Source organism: Paraplanobispora takensis, assembly GCF_016863195.1.
GTDB lineage: Bacteria > Actinomycetota > Actinomycetes > Streptosporangiales > Streptosporangiaceae > Planobispora > Planobispora takensis.
Genome location: NZ_BOOK01000072.1, coordinates 1 through 20839 on the forward strand (window position 1 = coordinate 1; position 20839 = coordinate 20839).

General features: G+C 74.0%; 18 protein-coding genes and 1 pseudogene. 12 read left to right on the forward strand and 7 right to left on the reverse strand.

Translation table 11 applies throughout. The features are described 5' to 3' along the window. The 6 genes and pseudogenes from Pta02_RS41685 to Pta02_RS37570 form a co-directional block, all read left to right on the forward strand. A pseudogene (locus Pta02_RS41685) lies at positions 1–247 on the forward strand (hypothetical protein); the annotation flags it as partial. Then, the gene (locus Pta02_RS37550) at positions 244–1533 is read left to right on the forward strand and encodes a 2-phospho-L-lactate transferase CofD family protein (RefSeq protein WP_203879789.1); all 1290 of its coding nucleotides are present in this window, start codon (positions 244–246) and stop codon (positions 1531–1533) included. The pseudogene Pta02_RS41685 and the gene Pta02_RS37550, both read left to right, overlap by 4 nt. Then, the gene (locus Pta02_RS37555) at positions 1530–2366 is read left to right on the forward strand and encodes an HAD family hydrolase (RefSeq protein WP_239131536.1); all 837 of its coding nucleotides are present in this window, start codon (positions 1530–1532) and stop codon (positions 2364–2366) included. Before Pta02_RS37550 ends, Pta02_RS37555 begins: the two co-directional genes overlap by 4 nt. 71 nt (positions 2367–2437) lie before the next feature. Then, positions 2438–3274: an NTP transferase domain-containing protein gene (locus tag Pta02_RS37560; protein WP_239131537.1), complete on the forward strand. Its 837-nt coding sequence runs from the start codon at positions 2438–2440 to the stop codon at positions 3272–3274. Further along, the gene (locus Pta02_RS37565) at positions 3262–4533 is read left to right on the forward strand and encodes an oligosaccharide flippase family protein (protein ID WP_203879790.1); all 1272 of its coding nucleotides are present in this window, start codon (positions 3262–3264) and stop codon (positions 4531–4533) included. The genes Pta02_RS37560 and Pta02_RS37565 overlap by 13 nt, the downstream gene beginning before the upstream one ends. Further along, positions 4530–5783 carry a glycosyltransferase family 4 protein gene (locus Pta02_RS37570; RefSeq protein WP_203879791.1) on the forward strand — a complete coding sequence of 418 codons (1254 nt, stop codon included), beginning with the start codon at positions 4530–4532 and terminating at the stop codon, positions 5781–5783. The genes Pta02_RS37565 and Pta02_RS37570 overlap by 4 nt, the downstream gene beginning before the upstream one ends. Before the next feature lie 50 nt (positions 5784–5833). On the opposite strand, the gene Pta02_RS37575 is transcribed toward Pta02_RS37570, so the two are convergent. Further along, positions 5834–6355 carry a hypothetical protein gene (locus Pta02_RS37575; RefSeq protein ID WP_203879792.1) on the reverse strand — a complete coding sequence of 174 codons (522 nt, stop codon included), beginning with the start codon at positions 6353–6355 and terminating at the stop codon, positions 5834–5836. A 466-nt stretch (positions 6356–6821) separates the two neighbouring features. Here Pta02_RS37575 and Pta02_RS37580 point away from each other — a divergent pair, with 466 nt between their 5' ends. Further along, complete coding sequence (locus tag Pta02_RS37580; RefSeq protein WP_239131538.1) at positions 6822–8201, forward strand: DUF2252 domain-containing protein; 1380 nt, start codon at positions 6822–6824, stop codon at positions 8199–8201. Between the two features lie 334 nt (positions 8202–8535). Here the strand turns inward: Pta02_RS37580 and Pta02_RS37585 are convergent, their stop codons facing one another. From Pta02_RS37585 to Pta02_RS37595, 3 genes are all read right to left on the reverse strand, one after another. Then, a complete protein-coding gene (locus Pta02_RS37585; RefSeq protein ID WP_203879794.1) occupies positions 8536–8754 on the reverse strand; it encodes a ferredoxin in 219 nt (72 codons plus the stop codon). Then, positions 8751–9944 (reverse strand): cytochrome P450, encoded by a 1194-nt coding sequence (locus Pta02_RS37590; RefSeq protein ID WP_239131539.1) that lies wholly within the window; start codon positions 9942–9944, stop codon positions 8751–8753. Before Pta02_RS37590 ends, Pta02_RS37585 begins: the two co-directional genes overlap by 4 nt. An 85-nt stretch (positions 9945–10029) precedes the next feature. Then, positions 10030–11058 carry a serine hydrolase domain-containing protein gene (locus tag Pta02_RS37595; RefSeq protein ID WP_203879795.1) on the reverse strand — a complete coding sequence of 343 codons (1029 nt, stop codon included), beginning with the start codon at positions 11056–11058 and terminating at the stop codon, positions 10030–10032. Between the two features lie 167 nt (positions 11059–11225). On the opposite strand from Pta02_RS37595, the gene Pta02_RS37600 reads away from it, so the two are divergent. Continuing rightward, positions 11226–11729, forward strand: coding sequence for an SRPBCC family protein (locus tag Pta02_RS37600; RefSeq protein ID WP_203879796.1), 504 nt, complete (start codon positions 11226–11228; stop codon positions 11727–11729). Here the strand turns inward: Pta02_RS37600 and Pta02_RS37605 are convergent. After that, positions 11687–14899, reverse strand: coding sequence for an AfsR/SARP family transcriptional regulator (locus Pta02_RS37605; protein ID WP_203879797.1), 3213 nt, complete (start codon positions 14897–14899; stop codon positions 11687–11689). The genes Pta02_RS37600 and Pta02_RS37605 overlap by 43 nt on opposite strands. Before the next feature lie 10 nt (positions 14900–14909). Continuing rightward, positions 14910–16016, reverse strand: a complete 1107-nt coding sequence (locus Pta02_RS37610; RefSeq protein ID WP_203879798.1) for a YhjD/YihY/BrkB family envelope integrity protein — start codon at positions 16014–16016, stop codon at positions 14910–14912. Positions 16017–16113: 97 nt separating this feature from the next. Here Pta02_RS37610 and ybiA point away from each other — a divergent pair, with 97 nt between their 5' ends. From ybiA to Pta02_RS37625, 3 genes are all read left to right on the forward strand, one after another. Continuing rightward, the gene (gene ybiA, locus Pta02_RS37615) at positions 16114–16674 is read left to right on the forward strand and encodes a riboflavin biosynthesis intermediates N-glycosidase (protein WP_203879799.1); all 561 of its coding nucleotides are present in this window, start codon (positions 16114–16116) and stop codon (positions 16672–16674) included. Positions 16675–16741: 67 nt separating this feature from the next. Beyond that, the gene (locus tag Pta02_RS37620; RefSeq protein ID WP_203879800.1) at positions 16742–17314 is read left to right on the forward strand and encodes a hypothetical protein; all 573 of its coding nucleotides are present in this window, start codon (positions 16742–16744) and stop codon (positions 17312–17314) included. A gap of 78 nt (positions 17315–17392) precedes the next feature. Beyond that, the gene (locus Pta02_RS37625) at positions 17393–18601 is read left to right on the forward strand and encodes a winged helix-turn-helix domain-containing protein (RefSeq protein WP_203879801.1); all 1209 of its coding nucleotides are present in this window, start codon (positions 17393–17395) and stop codon (positions 18599–18601) included. A 155-nt stretch (positions 18602–18756) separates the two neighbouring features. Here the strand turns inward: Pta02_RS37625 and trpD are convergent, their stop codons facing one another. Then, on the reverse strand, positions 18757–19815 hold the full coding sequence (gene trpD, locus Pta02_RS37630; protein ID WP_203879802.1) for an anthranilate phosphoribosyltransferase: 1059 nt from the start codon (positions 19813–19815) through the stop codon (positions 18757–18759). 109 nt (positions 19816–19924) lie between these two features. On the opposite strand from trpD, the gene Pta02_RS37635 reads away from it, so the two are divergent. After that, positions 19925–20812 carry a DNA-3-methyladenine glycosylase family protein gene (locus Pta02_RS37635; protein ID WP_203879803.1) on the forward strand — a complete coding sequence of 296 codons (888 nt, stop codon included), beginning with the start codon at positions 19925–19927 and terminating at the stop codon, positions 20810–20812. The last annotated feature ends 27 nt before the right edge of the window (positions 20813–20839 follow it).

A 20839-nucleotide genomic window follows, 5' to 3' on the forward strand; every position in this document is an offset into this window, starting at 1 on the left:
CGGCGGCAGCCGGGGATGGCGCTTCTGGCGGGGGGCGCGTGATCGGGCGCTGTTCGTGGGCTACCTCGGCTATCGACGGTGGCTGCAGCGCCGGGGCGTGCTGCGGGTCTCCACCGCCGGGCCCGCCCGGGGAACGGCCTCCGCTGAACCCGCCCGGGGAACGGCTCCCGCTGAATTCGCGTCAGGAGCGGCCTCCGCCGGGATCGCCTCCGGTGCGGCTCCCTCGGCCGCGGAGAAGGCCCGATGAGCCCGCAGCGGCCCGGCCGGGCGGCGGTGGCCCTGTTCGGGGGCGGGCGCGGCGGGGCCGGAATCGCGCGCGAGCTGCTGCGGGCGCCGGGGATCGACCTGTCGGTGGTGATCAACGGGTACGACAACGGGCTGTCCACCGGGGCGCTGCGGCGTTACCTGCCCGGGATGCTCGGCCCTTCGGACTTCCGCAAGAACCTGCTGCTGCACCTCGACGGCGCCGACCCCCGGCAGGCCGCGATGATCGCGATCCTCGAACACCGCCTGCCGCCCGGCGCCACCCGGCGGGACTTGAGCGATCTCATCGACGCGCTCGCCTTCCCCTCCGAGGGAGGGCGCCAGGAGTTCGCGGCCTGCTGGCCGCTCACGGTCCACCGGCGGTTCGCGGCGCTTCCGCCGCGGGCGCGGGCGGCGATCGTCCGGGACCTGACCGTCTTCCGGCACCGGCTCGACAGCCGTCCGGACGGGCTCGACCTGGCCGACTGCGCGCTCGGCAACCTCGTGTTCGCCGGGGCGTACCTCCGCCTGGGCGGCGACTTCAACGCCGCGATCCGCTCCTGCGCCGAGACCTTCGAGTCACCGGCCCGGCTGGTGAACGTGACCGGCGGCGAGAACGCCTTCCTGGTCGCGCTCAGGCGCGACGGCCGGATCCTGGCCGACGAGGCCGACATCGTCGCCCCGCAGGACGGCGCCGCCATCGCCGGGCTGTTCCTGATGCGCGAGCCGCTCTCCCCGCGGCGCCGGGCCGAGCTGGAGGCCATGCCCGCCGAACGGCGGCGGCGGGCCCTGGCCCGAGGCGGTGCCGGGGTCTCGCTGAGCCTGCAGGCCCGCGACGCGATCGGCCACGCCGACCTCGTCGTGTACGGCCCCGGCACCCCGCACTCCTCGCTGCTGCCCAGCTATCTGACCCCCGGGATCGCGGACGCGATCGCGGCGAGCCGGGCCGGGGCCAAGGTGTTCGTCGTCAACCTCCGCGACGACCACGACGTGCGGGGGCTGAACGCGGCCGACCTGGTGGACCTCACGCTGTCCTACCTCGGGGACCCGCGCAACGAGCGGCGTACGGTCACCCACGTCCTGTGCCACCGGCCCGCGACGCCCACGGCCGGGACCCCGCAGCCGCCGCCGGAGGTGGCCTCCGGCGGCGTCCGGGCGGGAGTGCGATGGGTCGTCGCCGACCTGGAAGATCCGGAACGGCCCGGTGCGCACTGCGGCCGCCGTACCTTCACCGCCCTCGCCGCCCTGGCCGGCGTCGCCGGTGAGGCGACCGTGCTGAGCGCCGGGTGAGCGCGGTGCGGACCCCCGCCACGGAGAAGAGCGAACAGGCGGGGCCTGATCATCGCACCGAGCCGGTCGAGACGGCCGGAGCGGCCGGGATGACCGAAGCGGCCGGGGTGGTCGGCGGGCGGCGGGTCTGGTTCTGTGACCTCGACGGGACGCTGGTGGACTCGGGCCCGGTCCACGAGGCCGCGTTCCGCGAGGCGATCGCGCAGCTCGCGCCCGGGCTGCTGGCCTCCTTCCGGTACGACGCCCACGCGGGCGCGAGCACCCGGGAGGTCGTGACGGGCCTGGGCGCCGGCGGCGCGCTCGCCGAGCGGCTGATCCGGTGCAAGCAGCGGCTGTACCGCGAGCGTGTCGCGGCGGGGGCGGTGGCGGTCCTGCCCGGCGCGCACCGGTTCCTGCGCCACCTGGCCGACCGCGGCCACACGGCGTACCTGGTCACCGCGGGCAGCCGCGGGTCGGTCGAGCGGGTCCTGGCGGCGTGCTCGCTGGGCGGGTACTTCCGCGAGGTGTTCACCGGCGACGACGCCCCGGTGAGCAAGCCCGACCCCGGGTTCTACCTGAACGCCTGCCTGCGCTGGGGCGTCGCCCCGGCCGAGGCCGTCGCCGTGGAGGACTCCGGGCACGGGGTGGCCTCCGCCCTCGGCGCCGGGCTGGTGACGTTCCAGGTCGGCCGGGCCGCCCCCGTCCCCGGCGCGATCCCGGTCCGGGACCTGGACGGGGTCCTGGCCCTCCTGCGGCCGCAGGGACGTGGCGGTGGACCGCAGGAGAGCGGCGGTGCGTGGACCGGCGGTGCGTGGAGCGACGGCGGACTGATCGACGACGGGGCGGACCGGTGAGGAGCGAAGCGGTGACGGGCGGACCGGTGAGGAGCGGGCCGGCGGCGAATGAAGCGGTGGCGAGCGGGCCGGTGGCGAGTGAAGCGGTGACGGGCGTGACGGTGACGGGGGAGGCGACGGTGGGGGAGACGGCAACGGGGGACGGACGCGTGTGCGCGGTGATCCCGGCGGCCGGGCGCGGGACCCGGCTCGGCGCGGACATCCCGAAGATCATGGTGGAGGTCGCCGACGGCGTCACCGTGTGGCACCTGCTCAGCCGCCGGCTGAGGCCGTGGACCGAGCACATCCACGTCGTCCTCTCCCCTGAGGGCCAGGCCCCGTTCCTGCGCCTGGCGGCCGGGGAGATCGAGAGCGGCGCCGTCTCGGTGAGCGTCCAGGACGAGCCCCGCGGCATGGGGGACGCCGTCTTCGGGGCCGCCGGGCGCTGGGAGGCCTACGACTCGATCCTCGTGGTCTGGGGCGACCAGGTGAACTTGTCCGCGGAGACCGTCGGCAGGGTCGTGCGGGACCACCGGACCGCGACCGCCGGGGGCCGGCCGGGGCTCACCGTCCCGCTGGTGCCGATGGCCGAGCCGTACGTCGAGTACGAGGTGACGGACTCCGGCCTGGTGGAGGTGCGGATGTCCCGGGAGGGCGAGGCGTGCCGGCCCGGCGGGCTCAGCGACGTGGGGATGTTCTGCCTCGGCGCGGACGGGCTGCCGGCGGCGTGGGAACGCTACCTCGCCGGTGCCGTCCCGGGGGCCGTCACCGGCGAGGTGAACTTCCTGCCGTTCCTGCCGTTCCTGTCGCAGGAGTGCGGATGGCGGATGACGGCGGTGCCGGTCGCCGACCCCGACGAGGCGCGCGGCATCAACACCAGGGCCGACCTGGAGTTCGCCCGCCGGGCGTTCGCGCGATGCGGGAGCTGACCGCGGCGCGGTTCCTGCGCGACCGCCGGTGGGCGGCCGGGCCCACGCTGGTGAGCGCCGTCGCCAGCGGGACGGCCGCCGCGACCACGCTCCTCATCGCCCGCGGGGCGGGCGCGGCGGCGTTCGGCCACTTCACCCTGGTCCTGTCGATCGCGCTGATCGTCGCCGTCGGCATGCTGATGAGCCTCAACTACGTCATGTACCAGGAGCTGCCCAGGGCGCAGGCCCCGGACCGCCCGGCGCTGACCACGACGGCGCTGCTGTCCACGGCGGCGCTGGGAACGGTCCTGACCCTCGCCGGTGTGCTGGCGGCCCCGCCGCTGACGGCCCTGCTCGGCGTGGACTTCCGCACGTTGTGCTTCTCTCTGGCCCTGGCGCTGGCGCTGACGGCGAACCAGCTGACCGAGAGCTTCCTGCGGGGCCTGAAGCGCTACGCGCTGACGGCCGGGCTCAAGCTCGCCGTCGCCGTGGCGTACCTGGCGGTCTCGGCGTACTGCCTGCTGGTCCTGGAGATCAGGGACGCCGAGCTCTATCTCGTCGCGCTGATCGCCACCAACTTCGTCTTCGCCGCCGTGGCCGTGACCGGCTTCGAGGTCGTCCCGAAGTCCTGGTCACCTGCGCTGGCGCGGTCCCTGTACCGGCACGGCGCCTACGTGACCGCCGTCACCGCCCTGGCCACCGTGCTGTTCGGGATCGATGTGATCTTCCTCAACCACTGGGCCGGCCGGGCCGACGTCGGGGTGTACTCGGTGTACAACGGCTTCCCCAAGCGGTTGCTCGGCGTGGTCTTCACCGAGGGGATCGGCCTTGCGCTGCTGCCGGCGATGGCCACGATGGACAAGCCCGCCCTGCTGCGCCGCATCGGCCGCATCGCGCCCGCGGTGGGCGCGGCCACCGCCGTCTTCGCGTTCGCGGCCAGCGCGGTGTTCTTCCTCCTGCTCCGCGCGGAGTATCCGTACGAGCCCGGCCTGATGGCGCTGTCGGCCGCGGGGATCGGGGCGCACACGGTCTTCAACCTCTACTCCGTCGCCCTCCTGATGGACGGCGTGCGGGGCGCGAAGGTCCTCATCACCTCCTTGGCCGCCGGGATGCCCGCCGGGCTCGCCTGCCAGGCGGCGCTGACCGCCTGGCAGGGCCTGACCGGGGCGCTGGTGGCCTTCATCCTGGCCAACCTCATTCTCATCGTCGCCGTGGTCGCCGTCGCCGTCCGGGTGTACCGGCCGGCCGGCGCGCCATCCGCACCGGAGACCGCATCATGAAGATCGCCTACATCATCAACCAGTTCCCGCCCAACATCACCGCCGGACTGGGCCGCTACGCCGAGGAGATCACCCCGCACCTCACCGGAGGCCACCGGCTGAGCGTCTTCACCCTCAACGACGGCCACCAGCCGGTGCACGAGCGGCGCGGCCCCGTCACCGTGTACCGGCCGCTCGGCCGGGTGCTGGGCGCGATCGGCCGCCGCCGGCGGCTCAACCGCACCCGCCGGACCGAGTTCGCGCTGCTGGCGCTGAACGTCATGGTGAGCAACTGGCGCTACTTCCTGCGGCTGCGCCGGTCCGCCGAGCGTCCCGACCTGGTCACCGTGCACGACTCGACGAACATCCTGTCCGGCCTGCTGTGCCACTACGCGCTGCGCCTGCCGATCGTCTTCCACGTGCACACCACCGAGTACGGCATCGCCCCGCAGCGCGGCACGGTCGACCCGTTCGGCCTGGTCGCCGCCGCCGAGCGCTGGCTGGGCCGGATCGCCCGCCGCGTCGTGGTCGCCACGCCCGAGGTGCGCGAGCAGCTGATCGCCGCGGGCTGGAACCGCGAGACGATCGAGGTCGTCCCCCTGGGCGGGACGTTCGAGCGGGTCCTGGCCGACCCCGCCTTCGACCGGGAGGAGCTGCGCTCCGGCGCGGACGCCCTTCGGGACGGGCTCGGGATCCCGGCCGGGGACAAGGTCCTGCTGTTCGTCGGCCGCATCGAACGCCAGAAGGGCGTCTACCAGCTGCTCGATGCGATGCCGCGGATCGCCGCCGCCGTCCCCGGGCTGCGGCTGGTCATCGTCGGTGAGGGAGACGAGGCCGGTGTCCGGCGCATCGTCGAGAGCGCCGGTCTGGACGGGCGCGTCCTGACCTCCGGCGGCTGGGTCGAGGGCCGGAAGCTTCTGGAGTACTACGAGATGGCCGACGCCTGCGTCTTCCCCTCCCTGTTCGAGCCGTTCGGGCTGGTGGCGACCGAGGCCATGGCCCTGGCCCGGCCGGTGATCCTCGGGGACGGGTTCTCCCGGATCTTCATCGGCGATCCGGCCAGGCCCGCCGTCCGGTTCGTGCGCAGCACCGACCCCGACGACATCGCCGACACCGTGATCGAGGTCATGACGAACCCGGCGCTGCGCCGGGCTCTCGCCGGGCGCGGGGAACGCCACGTCCGCGAGGGTCTGAGCTGGGCTCGCACCGCCGAGGAGACCCTCACGGTGTACCGGGCGGCCCTGGACGGGAAGCCCGAGACCGGAAAGTGACCCGGGCCGGGAGCCGGGCGGGTCGCCGGGCGGCGCCGGGTCCGGCGGATCTAGGCGGTGCCGGAGGGCGACGGGGCCGGCGTGGGCGGGTCACGGTGCACCGTACCGTCGGCCGCGCGCGCGTCGACCCGGCCGCGCAGTCCCCGCAGCGTGATGTCCCCGTTGCGGCTGTGGACCGTGACGTCGAGGTCGCGGGGGACGTGCAGGACGTAGTCGGTGTGGTCCTGCGGTGTGTCCCGCAGCGAGGTGCACACGAGGGACTCGTCGCAGACCTGGCCGATCGTGAGGGACCCGCCGCCCCACGACTCCGCGCGCGGGGCGTCCCCCTGCGCGCGGCGCGTCACCAGGACATCGCCGCCGTCGATCCCGACGATCTCCACGTCCCCGTGGTCGGTGGTGACGTGGAGGCTGTCGATGCCCGGGAAGCGCTCCGGCTCCTCCGGGTTCCCCGCACCTCCGGCGGAGAAGCTGACGATCATCACGATCGCGATCGCCAGGGGCAGGCCCGCCAGGCCCCACACCAGATAGCGCCTCTCCGCGTCGAAGGAGTCCGCAGGACCGGTCGTCCACATGATGCCGGATGCCCTTCCTCTCCGTACCGGTCCCTCTGTGCCGGAACCGACGCCTCAGGTGTACGGCACGCCCCATGCACACCGGTTGCCGGCCGCTTGCAGAACCTCCCCTCCGATCCCATGGGGGAGCACCGATCCCACGTCCGGGCGAGGCGGCGGTCGGACCGGTGCCGCCTCATCCGCCGCGGGTGATGCCGCGCCGGTACCCGCGGGTGAGGATCGCCGCACCCGCCGTCACATCGATGGGAGGCCGCGCATGTCCGGTCAGCGGCAGCAGGAGGGGACGCGTCACGCGGCCGGGAGCGGGGGGAGGGAACGTCCCCGGTCCGTGTCCGGTTCCGCGAAGACACCCGGTCCCGCGAAGACACCCGGTTCCGCGAAGACACCCGGTTCCGCGAAGACACCCGGTCCCGCGAAGACACCCGGCCCCGCGAAGACGCCCGGCCCCGCGAAGACACCCGAGCTCGTGAAGACCCCGGCGGAACGGGCCGAGGCGGCACGGGCCGCGCGCAAGGAAGTCCCGCGGCGGGAGCACGCCCGCTGGGAACCGCCGGGCGATCGCGTCGACCCCGTCACGCACCTGGCGGCGCAGGAGGCCGAGCGGGTGCCCTGGCTGCTGCCGGTACGGCACATGCGGATGGCGGAGTCGCCGTTCGCCTTCTTCCGGGGGGCGGCGGCGCCGATGGCCGCGGACCTGGCGGGCACGCCCGTCACCGGGATCACCGTCCAGCTGTGCGGAGACGCGCACCTGGCCAACTTCGGCACGTTCGCCTCGCCCGAGCGCCGCCAGGTCTTCGACCTCAACGACTTCGACGAGACACTGCCCGGCCCATGGGAGTGGGACGTCAAGCGGCTGGCGGCCAGTTTCACGGTGGCGGGACGCGACAACGGCTTCACGGACGCCGAGGGCCGCACCGCCGCCGTACAGGCGGTGACCGCCTACCGCACGGCCATGGCCACCTTCGCCTCCATGTCCGTCCTGGAGGTCTGGTACGCCCAGGCCTCACTGGAGCTCATCAAGAGCACACTGGTGGTCGACAGGTACCGCAAGCAGTTCGCCCAGGCCGAGAAGAAGGCCAGGCAGCGCACCAGCGCCCGCGCGCTGACCAGGCTCACCGAGCAGTCGGAAGGGGGCCTGCAGATCCGCAGCGACCCGCCGCTGCTCGTGCCGCTGAGGGAGGTCCGCGACGCCGAGACGCGCGAGACGTTCCGGCACTACGTGGAGGAGAGCTTCGAGGGCTACCTGACATCGCTGCCGCGCGACCGCCGGCACGTGCTGTCGCACTTCCGGGTGATCGACATGGCGCTGAAGGTGGTGGGGGTGGGCAGCGTCGGAACACGCTGCTTCATCGTTCTGCTGCAGGGCCGTGACCACGACGAGCCGCTCTTCCTCCAGGTCAAGGAGGCGAACGCGTCGGTGCTCGAGGCGTATCTGTCGCCCAGCGAGTTCACGCACCGCGGGCAGCGGGTGGTGGAGGGCCAGCGGCTGATGCAGTCCAGCAGTGACATCTTCCTGGGGTGGTCCACGGGGCCGCAGAGGGACTACTACTGGCGGCAGCTCCACGACATGAAGGGGGCGGCCGACGTCACGGTGATGAAACCGGCGCAGCTGGCACGTTACGCCACCCTGTGCGGCTGGACGCTGGCGCACGGCCACGCCCGCTCCGGCGACGCGATCGCGATCGCCGCCTACCTCGGATCGGGCGACACCTTCGCCGAGGCGGTGGGGGACTTCGCCGTGGCGTACGCCGACCAGACGGAGCGCGACTACGCCGCCTTCGTCGAGGCGGTCAAGGACGGCAGGATCGACACCGACCCCGGGACGGCACACGCCGACCTCCGATAGGCGGAGGCGTTTCGAAGCAGCGGGCGGGTACGGCGGTGTGGGCCGGGTGCCCGGGCCTGTCCGCAGGGTGTGTTCGCGGGGTGCGTTCGTTCGGGTGGTGGGTCGGGTCCCGGCTGCCCGGCGGGCAGCACCCGGCCCACCACGGACACGCCCCACGGTACGGGCGGGCAGCACCCGGCCCACCGGGCGGTCAGGACCGACCCGCCGCCCGGACGAGCGCACCCCACGGACACGCCCGCCACCCGACGGACACCCCCACGGCCCGCACCGCCGTACCCGCCCGCCGTTTTCAGAACCCTCCCGTCCAGCCCCTCAGCCGGTCCCGTGACAGGCTTCAGCCCTCGGCCAGGGAGAGCGCTCCGGAGGGGCAGTTCCGGACGGCCTTGCGCACCGCCGTCTCCGTCTCCGGGGCAGGATCCGGCGTGACCAGCACGACCAGCCCGTCGTCGTCCTGGTCGAACACCTCCTCGGCCGTCATGACGCAGAGCCCGGCCCCGATGCAGACGTCCCGGTCGGCGCGCACGCGCGGCGTCCCGGTCTTCGGGGCGCTCACCACGCCACCGGCATGGTCGACAGGCCGTGCACGGCGCTGAAGGAGCGGTAGACGGGGTCGCCCGCGAGCCGCAGGCCCGGGAAGCGCCGCAGCAGGGCGGGGAACGCGATGCGCATCTCCATCCTCGCCAGGGGCGCGCCGAGGCAGTGGTGGACGCCGTGCCCGAAGGCCAGGTGCCCGATGGCGCCCCGGGCGAGGTCCAGGTCCTCGGGGTCGGGGACGAGGGCGGGGTCCCGGTTGGCGGCGGGCAGGGAGCAGATCACCAGCTCGCCGGGGCCGATGGTCCGCCCGCCGAGCCGTACCTCGGTGGTGGTCACCTTGAACATCCCGGTGTGCACGATGCTCAGCCAGCGCAGCAGCTCCTCGATCGCGGCCTCCATCCGGTCCGGCTCGTCGCGCAGCAGCGCGAGCTGGCCGGGGTGCTCCATCAGCGCGAGCGTGCCCAGGGCCAGCATGTTGGAGGTGGTCTCGTGCCCGGCGATCAGCAGCAGGCTGCCGATTCCGGCCAGCTCGGCGGTGGTGAGGTCGTCGCCGTGCTCGCGGATGAGCATCCCGAGCAGGTCCTCGCCGGGGTCGTCGTGCATGGCGGCGGTCAGTTCGGCGATGTATCTGCGGGCCTGCACGTCCGCCGCCGCGCGCTCCTCGGGCGGCAGCGAGACGTCCAGCATCCGCCGCGACGTCTCCTGGAAGCCCGCCCTGTCGGAGTACGGCACGCCCAGCAGCTCACAGATCACCAGGGACGGGACCGGCAGCGCGAAGTCGGTCACCAGATCGGCGGGCGGCCCACTCTTCTCCATGGCGTCCAGGTGCTCGTCGACGATCTCCCGGATCCGGGGTTCCAGCCGGCGCATCCTGCGGACGGTGAACTCCGGGGTGAGCATCCGGCGCAGCCGGGTGTGCTCGGGCGGATCGGAGCCGATCAGGTTGCCGGCCCGGATCTCGGCGGCCTCCTCCTCGCCGGCCCGGGAGGCGCTCGACGGCCTGAACGGGGGGACCAGCGCGTTGCTGTACAGCTCCGGATGGCTCAGCACCGTGCGGACGTCCTCGAACCTGGTCACCAGCCAGGCCTCGGCGCCGAACATGGTGTCGATCCGGATGACGCCCTCGGCGTCACGTCCCGCGGACAGCTCGGCGGCGGGCCCGAAACCGTCCCGCCGCATGTGAAGGGGTAGTACCGGTACGGTGCTCACGCGACCTCCTCGGCTCACCGCCAGCGTGGTCGTCTCCTCGTCCGCCTTCGACCATAACTCTCCGGACGGCCTGCGGGGCAGGGCCTCAGGGGGCGGTCGCGGCGGAGTCCAGACCGAGCACCGCGTCCAGGCGCCGCGTGACGGGCCAGGCGCCGGTGGAGGTGTTGGAGATCACGGTGTGGGTGAGGCCGAGCCCGGGGTCGTGCACGCTGCGGAAGGAGACACCGGCGTCGTAGCCCTCCAGCATCACGGTCTCCCGGGAGGCGTGGAGCCAGAAGCCCCTGCCGTAGCGCATCGACTCCGACGGCACGTCGCTGCGCGGCCGTATCATCCCGGCCACCGTGGCCGGGGAGACGATCCGCCCGTCGAACAGCGCCCGCCACATGCCGCCGATGTCGGCCGCGGTGGAGTAGAGGCCGCCGTCGCCGCTGCCCCGGATCGGCAGGTGGAAGACGTTGCTCCTGGAGACGCCCTCGACGGGGAGATAGCCGGTCGCGGTGCGCCCGGGAAGCTCGTCGGAGCGCAGGAACGCGGTGTCGGCCATGCCCGCGGGCTCGCAGACGCGCTGCCGTACCAGGTCGTGGAAGGCCACGCCGCTCACCCGCCCGGCGATCAGGGCCAGGACGACGTATCCGCTGTTGCAGTAGGAGAACTCCTCACCGGGCGGGAACTTGGCCGTCCGGCCGGCGAGCGCGGGCAGATAGTCCTCGGTGGTCACGAGCGTGTGCGCCGGGACTGTCAGCACGTGGTCGGTGATGTCGTACGCCTCGTTCTCGTCGAAGTAGTCGCCGATGCCCGACCGGTGCTCCAGGAGGTGCTCGACCGTGACGGCGTCGTCGATCAGCGGCAGATCCCCGCCCAGCACGGACCGCGCGGTCGTGGACAGGGTGAGCGCACCCTCCTCGACCAGGCTCATGACCGTCAGGGCGGTCAGTCCCTTGGTGCCGCTGGCGATCGCGAACCGCGTGTCGACGGTGTTGGGCACCTCGTGCGCCCGGCAGGCCAGGCCGTACGCCGCGGCCAACTCGGTCTTGCCCTCGCGCTCCACGAGAACGACGCCGGAGAAGTCGCCGGTCCGGGCGAGCTCGTCGATCTCGGATGTCCAGGCTGTCATATGGGCACGGTAATCCCCGGTTCGCCCGGATCTCGATGGGTTTTCCACCAGCGGATCACCGGCGGATCATCGGCGGACCTTAAGGATGCCGGAAGGCGATCGTAAGGCCCGCCCGGCAATGTGGGTCCTGCCGGAGACGATCCGCGAGAACCCGAGGAGCGACCCTGATGAAGACCGCCGAATACGCCATCGTCCGCGACTTCGCCGCACCGCGCGAGGAGGTCTACGCCGCCTGGACCCGGCCTGAGCGGTTCGCCCGCTGGTTCGGGCCGCGCATCTTCGTCACCCCGGCCGACCGGGTCGTCATGGACGTCCGCCCGGGCGGCGCCTGGCAGGCCACGCTGGTCGGCGAGGAGGGTTTCGAGGTCACGCTGGGAGGCGTCTACCGCGAGGTCGCCGGGCCGGGGCGGCTGGTCTTCACCACCGGCGACCCGGACGACCCGGGCGAGGCGCCCGCCTCGGTGGTGACGGTCACGCTGGAGGAGCACGCGGGCGGTACGGCGATGCGCTTCCACCAGTTCGGGGTCAACACCGACGAGGAGCACGCCGGGCAGGCCAGAGCCGGCTGGCTGGAGTTCTTCGACCGGCTGGCCGAGCACCTGGCGGTTCAGGTCACGGCGTCGAAGGCTCAGATCACGCCGTCGAAGCTCGCCTCGCGGCCGAGGGCGTAGGCGGCGGCGAACGCCTCCTCGTCGAGCGCGCCCCTGACCTCGTCGGTGATGCGCCGTACCTCGCCCTCCTCCATCGGGGTGACCGGCGTGCCGTGCGCCTGCCTGGCCGCGTCGGCCAGGCCGAGCAGCCGGGCGCCCTCGGGCGGGGAGGACACGGCGGCCAGGGACTCGACGGTGAACGCCGTCGTGCGGGGGTCGCCGATCTTCCTGGCGGCGGTGAACGCCTCCAGGAACAGCCCGCGCGCGCCCTCGCGGTCGCCCCGGAGCCTGCGGACGAAGCCCAGCTCGACCAGGACCGTCGGCAGGAACAGCTGGGGCTCGCCGTCACGCGGGACGCCGTCGAGGAGGCGGCCGAGATGCTTCTGCGCCAGCTCCAGCCGGCCCGACCGGCGGGCGGCGAGGCCGTACCCCATCTCGGCGAAGATCCGCCCCTCCCGATAGCCCTGCTCGGTGGCCAGGCGCAGGGCCCGCTCGCAGTAGTCCAGGGCCGGCTCGTAGTCGCCGGCGTGCACGGCCATCCAGCCCAGCCACGCCAGCCGCCGCACGGCGTCCGGCCACAGCCCGAGCTCCTCGGTCATCCGCAGGTCCTCGGTGAACAGGCGGGTGGCCTCCGCGTAGTCGCCGCGGGTCTCGGCCAGCCCGCCGAGCCACTCGGTGGCCTGCAGGAGGCCCCAGCGGTCACCCAGCTCCCGGAACATCGCGGCGCTGCGGCCGCCGTCGCGTTCCAGGGCCTCCAGGTCGCGCAGGGTGAAGGCGTCACGCGCGTGCCTGCTCAGCGCGGCCGCCACGCCCCACCGGTCGCCGACCTCGTGGAAGGTCGTCAGCGCGCGGTCGACCAGCGCCCGCGAGGCCGCGGTGTCGGGTACGGCCAGGCCCAGGAACCACTGCGCCCTGGCGCGGTCGGCGGGATCGGCGACGTCCTCCAGGACCGGCGCCCAGTCGACCTGCTCACCGAGCAGCAAGCCGAACCCCGCGTGCCAGGCACGCGCCTTCGCCCGGTCGGCGGCGAACTCCGCCGCCGGATCCGCGACGCGCGCTCCGCCACGTCCGGCTCCGGACTCCCCGGCGCGACCGGCTCCGGCTCCCCCGGCGGGCTCCCGGACCTCCACAGCGGCGCGCTCCCGTACGGGCTCGTCCCCGGCGGATGCCCCGGCCGACGGCGTCCCGGCGGCGGTCAGGGCGGTCTCCAGCGCGCGCCTGCCCTCGCCGAGCCTGCCGCGCAGGAACCAGTACCACGCCAGCGCGTTGACCAGCCGCAGCGCGTCGGCCGCCGGGGCCGCGTCGAGGGCGGCCCGCAGGTTCGCGGCCTCGGCGTCCAGGCGCCGCATCCAGTGCGCCTGCTCACCGCCCCGCAGATGCGACTCGGCCCGTACGGCGAGCGCGACGTAGTAGCCGGTGTGCGCCCGCCGTACCCGCCCGTCCTCTCCGGCGTCCTCCAGCCGGCGCAGGCAGTAGGCCGCCACCGACTCCAGCAGCCGATAACGCACGCCCGACGGCCCGTCCACGACCACCACCAGCGACCGGTCGACCAGCCGGGCCAGCTGGTCGAGCACGTCGACCCCGTCCTCGGCGCACACCTCCTCGGCCGCCTCCAGCGTGCAGCCGTCGGCGTGCACGGCCAGGCGCCGCAGCACGGCCCGTTCGGGGGCGGTGAGCAGCGTCCAGCTCCAGTCGATCATCGCCATCAGCGTCTGCTGGCGCGCCGGGGCCCCGCGCTGGAAGCCCGCCAGCAGTTTGAACCTGTCGTCCAGCCGGGCCACGAGCTCCCGGATCCCCAGCGCCCTGACCCGGGTCGCGGCCAGCTCCAGCGCCAGCGGGATGCCGTCGAGCCGGCGGCACAGCTGCGCGACCGCCTCGGCGTTCCCGGCGTCGAGGGTGAACCCGCGGGCCGAGGCGGTCGCGCGGGCCACGAACAGCCGTACGGCGTCGGACCTGGCCACCGTGATCAGCTCGGAGCCCTCGGGCGTCTCCAGCGCGGGCACGCTCCACAGCACCTCGCCGGCCACGCTCAACGGCTCGCGGCCGGTCGCCAGGATCCGCAGCCCGGGTACGGCGCGCAGCAGCGCGTCGGCCAGCTCGGCGGCCTGGTCGACCACGTGTTCGCAGTTGTCGAGCACCAGCAGCAGCCGCCGGTCGCGCAGCGCCTCGACGAGCCGGTCCAGGGGGACCGCGGAGTCCTCGCGGACGCCGAGCGCGGCGAGCACGGCACCGGCCAGCGACGGCGTGTGCCGGTCGTAGGAGGCCAGTTCGACCAGCCAGGCGCCGCCGGGACAGCCGTCGCCCGCCCGCCGTGCGACCTCCAGCGCCAGGCTCGTCTTGCCCACGCCTCCCGGGCCGACGAGCGTGACCAGCCGCTCGGTCCCCAGCAGGGCGCCGATCTCGGCCATCGCCTCCTCACGCCCGATCAGGCCGCCGACCGCGGCGGGCAGGTTCGTCACCGGCCGTTCGCCCCCGGCGCTCAGCGCGGGGTCCTGGCGCAGGATCCGCTCGTAGAGCCGGGCCAGCTCGGGCGAGGGGTCCAGTCCCAGCTCCTCGGTGAGCCGGTCGCGCAGCTCGCCGTAGCCGGCCAGCGCCTCGCTCTGCCGTCCGGCCCGGTAGAGCGCCTTCATCTGCACGGCGCGCAGCCGCTCCCTGAGCGGGTGCCGGGCCACGAGCTCCGACAGCCCGGCCACGTCGACCGGCTCGCCCGCGGCCAGGCGCGTCTCGGCGAGGTCCTCCACGGCGGCCAGCCGCGCCTCCTCCAGCCGTGCGATCACCGGCTGGAGGAAGGCGGCGTCGGCGAAGTCGGCGAACGCGGTGCCCCGCCACAGCTCCAGCGCCTCGGCGGGTCTGTCCTGCCGGACCAGCTCCGCGAAGCGGACGGCGTCCACCGCCTCAGGATCGGCTCGCAGCGCGTAGCCGGGGGCCCGTGAGACGACCAGGTTCTTCCCGCCCGGCTCGGCGTCCTCCAGCGCGCGGCGCAGCTGCGAGACCCGCACCTGCAGGGCGGCGGCCGGGTTGGCGGGCGGCTCGTCCTCCCACAGGTCGTCGACCAGCCGATCGGCGGAGACCACCCGTCCTTCGTGGGCGAGCAGGTCGGCGAGCAGGGCGCGCACCTTCAGCCCGGGGACGGCCACGGCCTCCCCGCGGTCGGTCCAGACCGTCACCGGCCCCAGTACTCCGAAGCGCATACGACCGACCCTAAGGCCGCCGTGATCCCGCGCCGCCACGCTCCTGCCGCGACCTGAAGTCGTACCGCCGCCGAGCGGGCCGTCGCGACTCCGGCGGTCCGGTCTCCGGCGCTTCGGTCTCCGCTGGTCCGGTCTCCGGCGCTCCGGTCTCCGCCGGGGGATCCTCCTTGACCGTGGGGATCGCCGGCGCGGTGACGACCTCCGTGCGCGGCTCGCCGACCGGCCGCCGGGTGGTCAGGTCGACGACCGTGCCGTGGTGGCCGGTCGCGGCGTGCGAGGCGGCGAACAGGATGAGCACGTTGAGCAGCTTCAGGAACAGCAGCATGCCCACCGCGCCCGCCACGACGTGGTAGGCCGGGTTCGCGGCGCCGAGGTTGAAGTAGACCTGCCCGATCGTCTTGAGCAGCTCCAGCCCGATCGTGATCATCAGGGCCGGACCGGCGACCCGGCGCGGCGACAGGTGCAGGCGGGGGGTCAGCGTCAGCAACGCCGTCGACAGCAGGAAGTTGACGCCGATGCCGAGCACGAAGGCGACCACCGACAGCGTCCACTGCGCCGACTGCGCCTCGGCCCCGACCGTCTCGCCGGCCAGCCAGGCCAGCGCCGCCTGGGCGCCGAAGGACAGGGTCAGCGAGATCGACAGCAGCAGCCCGAGGGTGAGCAGCACGCCCAGGTCGATCAGCCACCGCAGGAAGAAGTTGCCCGGGTACTGCTCCAGGCCCCAGACGGCCCGGACGGACGAGCGCATGGAGTCGATCCAGAACAGGCCGGTCAGCGGGAGGCCGACGGTGACGATCACTCCCGCCGTGTCCCTGGCGTCCAGCAGCGCCGAGACGTCCAGCCGGGGGAAGGTGTCGCTCAGATAGCGTTCCACCTCGCGCAGCGCGGCGGGGGTGTCGAACACGTGCCCCAGGATCACGAAACCGAGCAGGGCCAGGGCGAAGACGGCGTAGAACGCGTAGTAGGTCATCCCCGCCGACAGGCGGCCCCCGTCGACGCGGTCGTAGTGGACGCCGGCCCGGACGAGGTGGTCGAGCCAGCCGTACCGGTGCCGCGCCCGAGCCCATCCCCGGGCGAGCCCGCCGGCCCGCCGGCTCGTCCTCGCGGTGGCCGTCATGACAGCGAACTCTACCCACGCCGGCCCTCTTCCATCCGGCCGCGGGACCGGAAAACCGGCTGGCCGCGACCGGCGGCGATCTGGGATGGTGGCGCGCATGACGGAGGTGACGGACGTGCGTGACGTGGCGGACCTGATCGCGGCGGTGGAGCGGGGTGAGCGGGTCAAGTATCTGATGTTCTGGGGGCATCGGCCACCGCGGTCCGGCGGGGTCGGCGCCGCGTGCCTGTCGCAGTGGTGGCCGGCCGGCTTCACCGTGGACGGGACCCTCTACCGCACCGCGGAGCACTTCATGATGGCCGGCAAGGCCCGGCTGTTCGGCGACGAGGAGGTCGCGGCGCAGGTCGTGGCGGCCGGCCACCCCAAGGAGGCCAAGGACCTGGGGCGGCGGGTGCGCGGCTTCGACGACGAGACCTGGGAGGCGGCCCGCTTCGACCTCGTGGTCCGCGGCAACCTGGCCAAGTTCGGCCAGAACCCCGAGCTGGGCGGGTTCCTCCTGGGCACCGGCGAGCGGGTGCTGGTCGAGGCGAGCCCGCTGGACCGGATCTGGGGGATCGGCCTGGCCGCCGACGACGAGCGGGCCGGGCGCCCGGAGCTGTGGCGGGGACTCAACCTGCTCGGGTTCGCCCTGATGGAGGTACGGCGGGCGCTGCGGTGATCGTGACGTGCTTCACTTTCCGCCGGAGATCGTCGTCTCCCGGCGGGATCCGTCTAGCGTCGTCGGCATGACGTTCACGGGGGAGGACCGCGTGCCGCCGCTCCGCAACGAGGTGGCGGCGGTCGCCGGGGGATGGGCCGTGCTGGTGGCCGCGGGGGCGGCGTGGTCCTGGTTCGCCCGGGACCAGGAGTCGCGCACGCCGTACTGGGGCGCGGTGGCGGTCGCCGTCACGGCGGCGGTCGCGATCGTGGTCGTGCTGATGACCGCCGGAAGCGTCTTGGCGCGACGTCGTGGTGCGCAGGGGCGGGTCAAGGGCAGCCTGCCGGGCCTGATCCTCGCGGTGGCCGCCTGGCCGCTGGGCGGAACGGCCACCCTGATCCACGCCATCGCCCGCAACGACGAGCGCAGCGGGACCGGTACGGGCTGCTCCTTCGCCGCCCTGAACGCGCCCTCGCCGGAACTGGAGTCGATCTCGACCGCGCTCGCCGTCTCGGCCACGGTCATCCTGCCGGTGCTGATCTTCGCCGGCCGCCGTTCCCGGGTGACCGCGTGGTTGTCGCCGGCTCTCGTCCTCGGCCTGTACCTGCTGGCGATGCACATGGGGGAGCCGCACGGGACGGCGACCGTGTGCCGCGGATGACACGCGGCCGGGATCACGGTCGCCGGCGCCGGCGGATCGGCCCCGCGTCGAACGCCCTTTCGATTACACTCGGCGGCTATGGCGCACCTGCTGTCCCTCAGCCTGGAGTCCGCGCGGCGTCTGGCCGTGAGCAGTCAGCATCTGGCCGGTCCCCGGCCCGGCGGTGACCCCGAGGGGTTGCGGCAGGTGCTGCGGACGCTGCGGTGCCTGCAGCTCGACCCGGTCAACGTGGTGGCGCGCAGCCACCTGCTGGTGCTCTGGAGCAGGGTCGGCGGCTACGATCCGGCCGGCCTCGACGCGCTGCTGTGGCGGGAGCGGTGGCTGTTCGAGTACTGGGCCCACGCCGCCTCGATCGTGCTGGCCGAGGACTATCCGATCCACCAGGTCATGATGCGCGGCTACGCGCGGCCCGGCGGGCAGATCCACGCCTGGATGGAGGCCAACGACGCGCTGCGGCGGCACGTGCTCGACCGGCTGCGCCGGGAGGGGCCGCTGCCGGTCGGCGGGTTCGAGGACCTCGCGGCCGTGCCGTGGCAGTCGAGCGGGTGGACCAACGGGCGCAACGTCGAGCGGATGCTGGACTTCCTGTGGTTCCAGGGCCAGATCATGGTGGCGGGGCGCGAGGGGCGCAAACGCCTGTGGGACCTGACCGAGCGCCGGCTGCCGGAGTGGGCCGCCACCGAGCCGCTGACGCAGGAGGAGGCGGTCACCCGGGCGGCCGAGCACGCTCTGCGGGCGCTCGGCGTGGCCCGCGCCGCCGACATCGAGCGGCACTTCGTCCGCGACCGCTATCCCGGCCTGGCCGGGGCGCTGGCCGGCCTGGAGGAGGCGGGCCGGGTCCTGCCCGCCGAGGTCGAGGGCGGCACCGAGCGGTGGTACGTCCACCGCGACGCCCTGGACCTGCTGGAGCGCCCCTGGCAGCCGCGCACCACGTTGCTGTCGCCGTTCGACAACCTCATCTGCGACCGGGAGCGGACCGAGCGCCTGTGGGGCTTCGTGTTCCGCACGGAGATGTACGTGCCCAAGCACAAGCGGCAGTACGGCCACTACATCATGCCGATCCTGCACGGTGAGCGGCTGGTCGGCAGGCTCGTGCCGCGCCTGGACCGCCGCCGGAGACTGCTGGAGATCGAAGGGGTCTTCCCCGAGCCGGGCACGCCCGCCGACGAGGTGACCACCGGGGCGGTCGGCCTGGCGGTGGCCGGACTGGCCGAGTTCGCCGGCGCCGGGGAGATCGCCTACGGGGACAGGGTCGTCGATCCGTGGCGGCCGGCCGCGGTGGGCTGAGCGGCCTGAGTGGCTTGAGCGGCCTGGAGGAGGCGGGACCGCCGGAACTGGCCTTCCGGCGGCCCCTTTTCTCCCCAGATGCGATTCAAGAGAGGGCAGAAGTCTAATGTGAAAGAAGTGACGGGGCGACAGAACCCGGACTTTCCTCTCCGGATTCAGCGCCGTTCTGCGGCCAGGGACGACGCGAGCTTCAGCCAGTTCTCCAGGGTGGCGGTGGCGGCGCCGTTGTCGACGGCATGCCGTACATCCTCGAGAGCGGTCGCGAAGGCGTCACGGAGGTCCCCGCCGAGACCGCGGTGGGCGGCGAGCGCTCCGGCCGCGTTGGCGAGGACGGCGTCGCGGGCGGCGCCCGGCTCGCCGGACAGGACCCGGTGCACGACCGCGGCGTTGTAGGCGACGTCGCCGCCCCGGAGCGCGTCCGGCGCGCTGCGCGCGAGCCCGAAGTCGGCGGTGTCCAGCCTCTCGCGCCGGACGTCGTCGCCGTCGGTGAGCCAGACGTCGGTGGGCGCGGCGGTGGTGATCTCGTCGAGGCCGTCCTGCCCGCACACGACCAGGGCGACGGTGCCCCGTTCGGCGAGCACGCCCGCCAGGACCGGGGCGAGGCGAGGGTTGGAACAGCCGACGAGGGCGGCGCGGGGGGCGGCGGGGTTGGTCAGCGGCGCCAGATAGTTGATCGCGGTGGGGACGCCGAGCGCCTTGCGCACCGGACCGGCATGACGCAGCCCGTGATGGAAGCGCGGGGCGAAGGTGAAGCCGATGCCGGCCTCGCGCAGGCACCGCGCGACGTCGTCGGGCGTGAGGTCGAGCGACAGGCCCAGGGCCTCCAGGACGTCGGCGGAACCGGCCTTGCTGGAGGCCGACCGGCCGCCGTGCTTGACGACCGGGGCTCCGGCGGCCGCGACGACGATCGCCGCCATGGTGCTCACGTTCACGGTGTGGGCGCCGTCGCCGCCGGTGCCGACGACGTCGACGACGTCCGCGCCGCCGACCGGCAGGGGCACGGCCCGCTCCATGAGGGCGTCGAGCATCCCGCGCAGCTCCGCGGTGCTCTCACCCTTGGCGCGCAGGGCGACCAGGAACCCGGCCAGCTGGGCGGGCTCGGCCGCGTCGTCCATGACCTGCCGCATGGCCCATCGGGTGTCGTCCGCTGCGAGGTCCTGCCCCCGCAGGAGCGTTGCGAGCAGGTGCGGCCAGGAGCGGGAGGGATCGGTCACCGGGGTCCTCTCGGTACGGCAGTGGCGGGCCGGACGGGAGCCTCCGAGCCTAGCGTCCGGTCCACGGGATCCCCGCGGCCTTGTCGGCGCCGCCTTCTAGCATGCGCACATGACCACGCACGGATTCTCGCTCGCCGCTGAAGGGCCGTACGACCTCGGCGCCCAGCTGCGCTTCGTGGAGGACTGGCCGGCCACCAGCGCGCTGCCCTCCGACGGGCGGGCGCTGCGCTTCGCCTACTGCGCCGAGTCCGACTGGCTGCCGATCGGGGTGAGCGTGACCGCCGCGCCGGGCGGGGCCGCCGTCGCCACGACGCGGGCCGCCGGACCGGGGATCCGGGGAGAGGTGGCGCGCATCCTCTCCCTCGACGTGGACGGCACCGGCTTCGCCGGGCTCGGCGCGGCCGACCCGGTCCTCGGCGAGCTGCAGCGGCGCAGCCCCGGCCTGCGGCCGGTGGGCTTCTGGAGTCCGTGGGAGGCGGCGTGCTGGGCGGTGATCGTGCAGCGCTCGTCCATGCTGATCGCCTCCCGGATCAAGCAGCGCATCGCGGAGCGGTACGGCGCGAAGGTCGACGTCGACGGGGCGGCCTGCACGGCCTTCCCGCCGCCCGTGGCGTTGCTGGACGCCGGCGGTCTCGGCCTGCCCGCGCAGAAGGAGGAATGGCTGCGCGGCCTGGCCCGCGCGGCGCTCGACGGCGTGCTCACCGCCGAGCACCTGCGCGCCCTCGATCCGGACGAGGCCCTGGCCGAGCTGCGCGCCCTGCCCGGTGTCGGACCGTTCTCCGCGGGCCTGATCCTGATCCGCGGCGCGGGCGCGCCGGACGCGTTCCCCGGCGACGAGCCGCGCCTGTTCGCGATCCTGCGCGAGGCGTACGGCCTGCCGGAGGACGCGCCGCCGTCCGCGTACCGGAAACTGGCCGAGGCGTGGCGGCCCTACCGCTCCTGGGCCTCCTTCCTGTTCAGGTCCTCGGCGCGACCGGCCGTCCCGTCCGGGACGTGACCGGCCGGCCGCGCCGTACCGGGACCC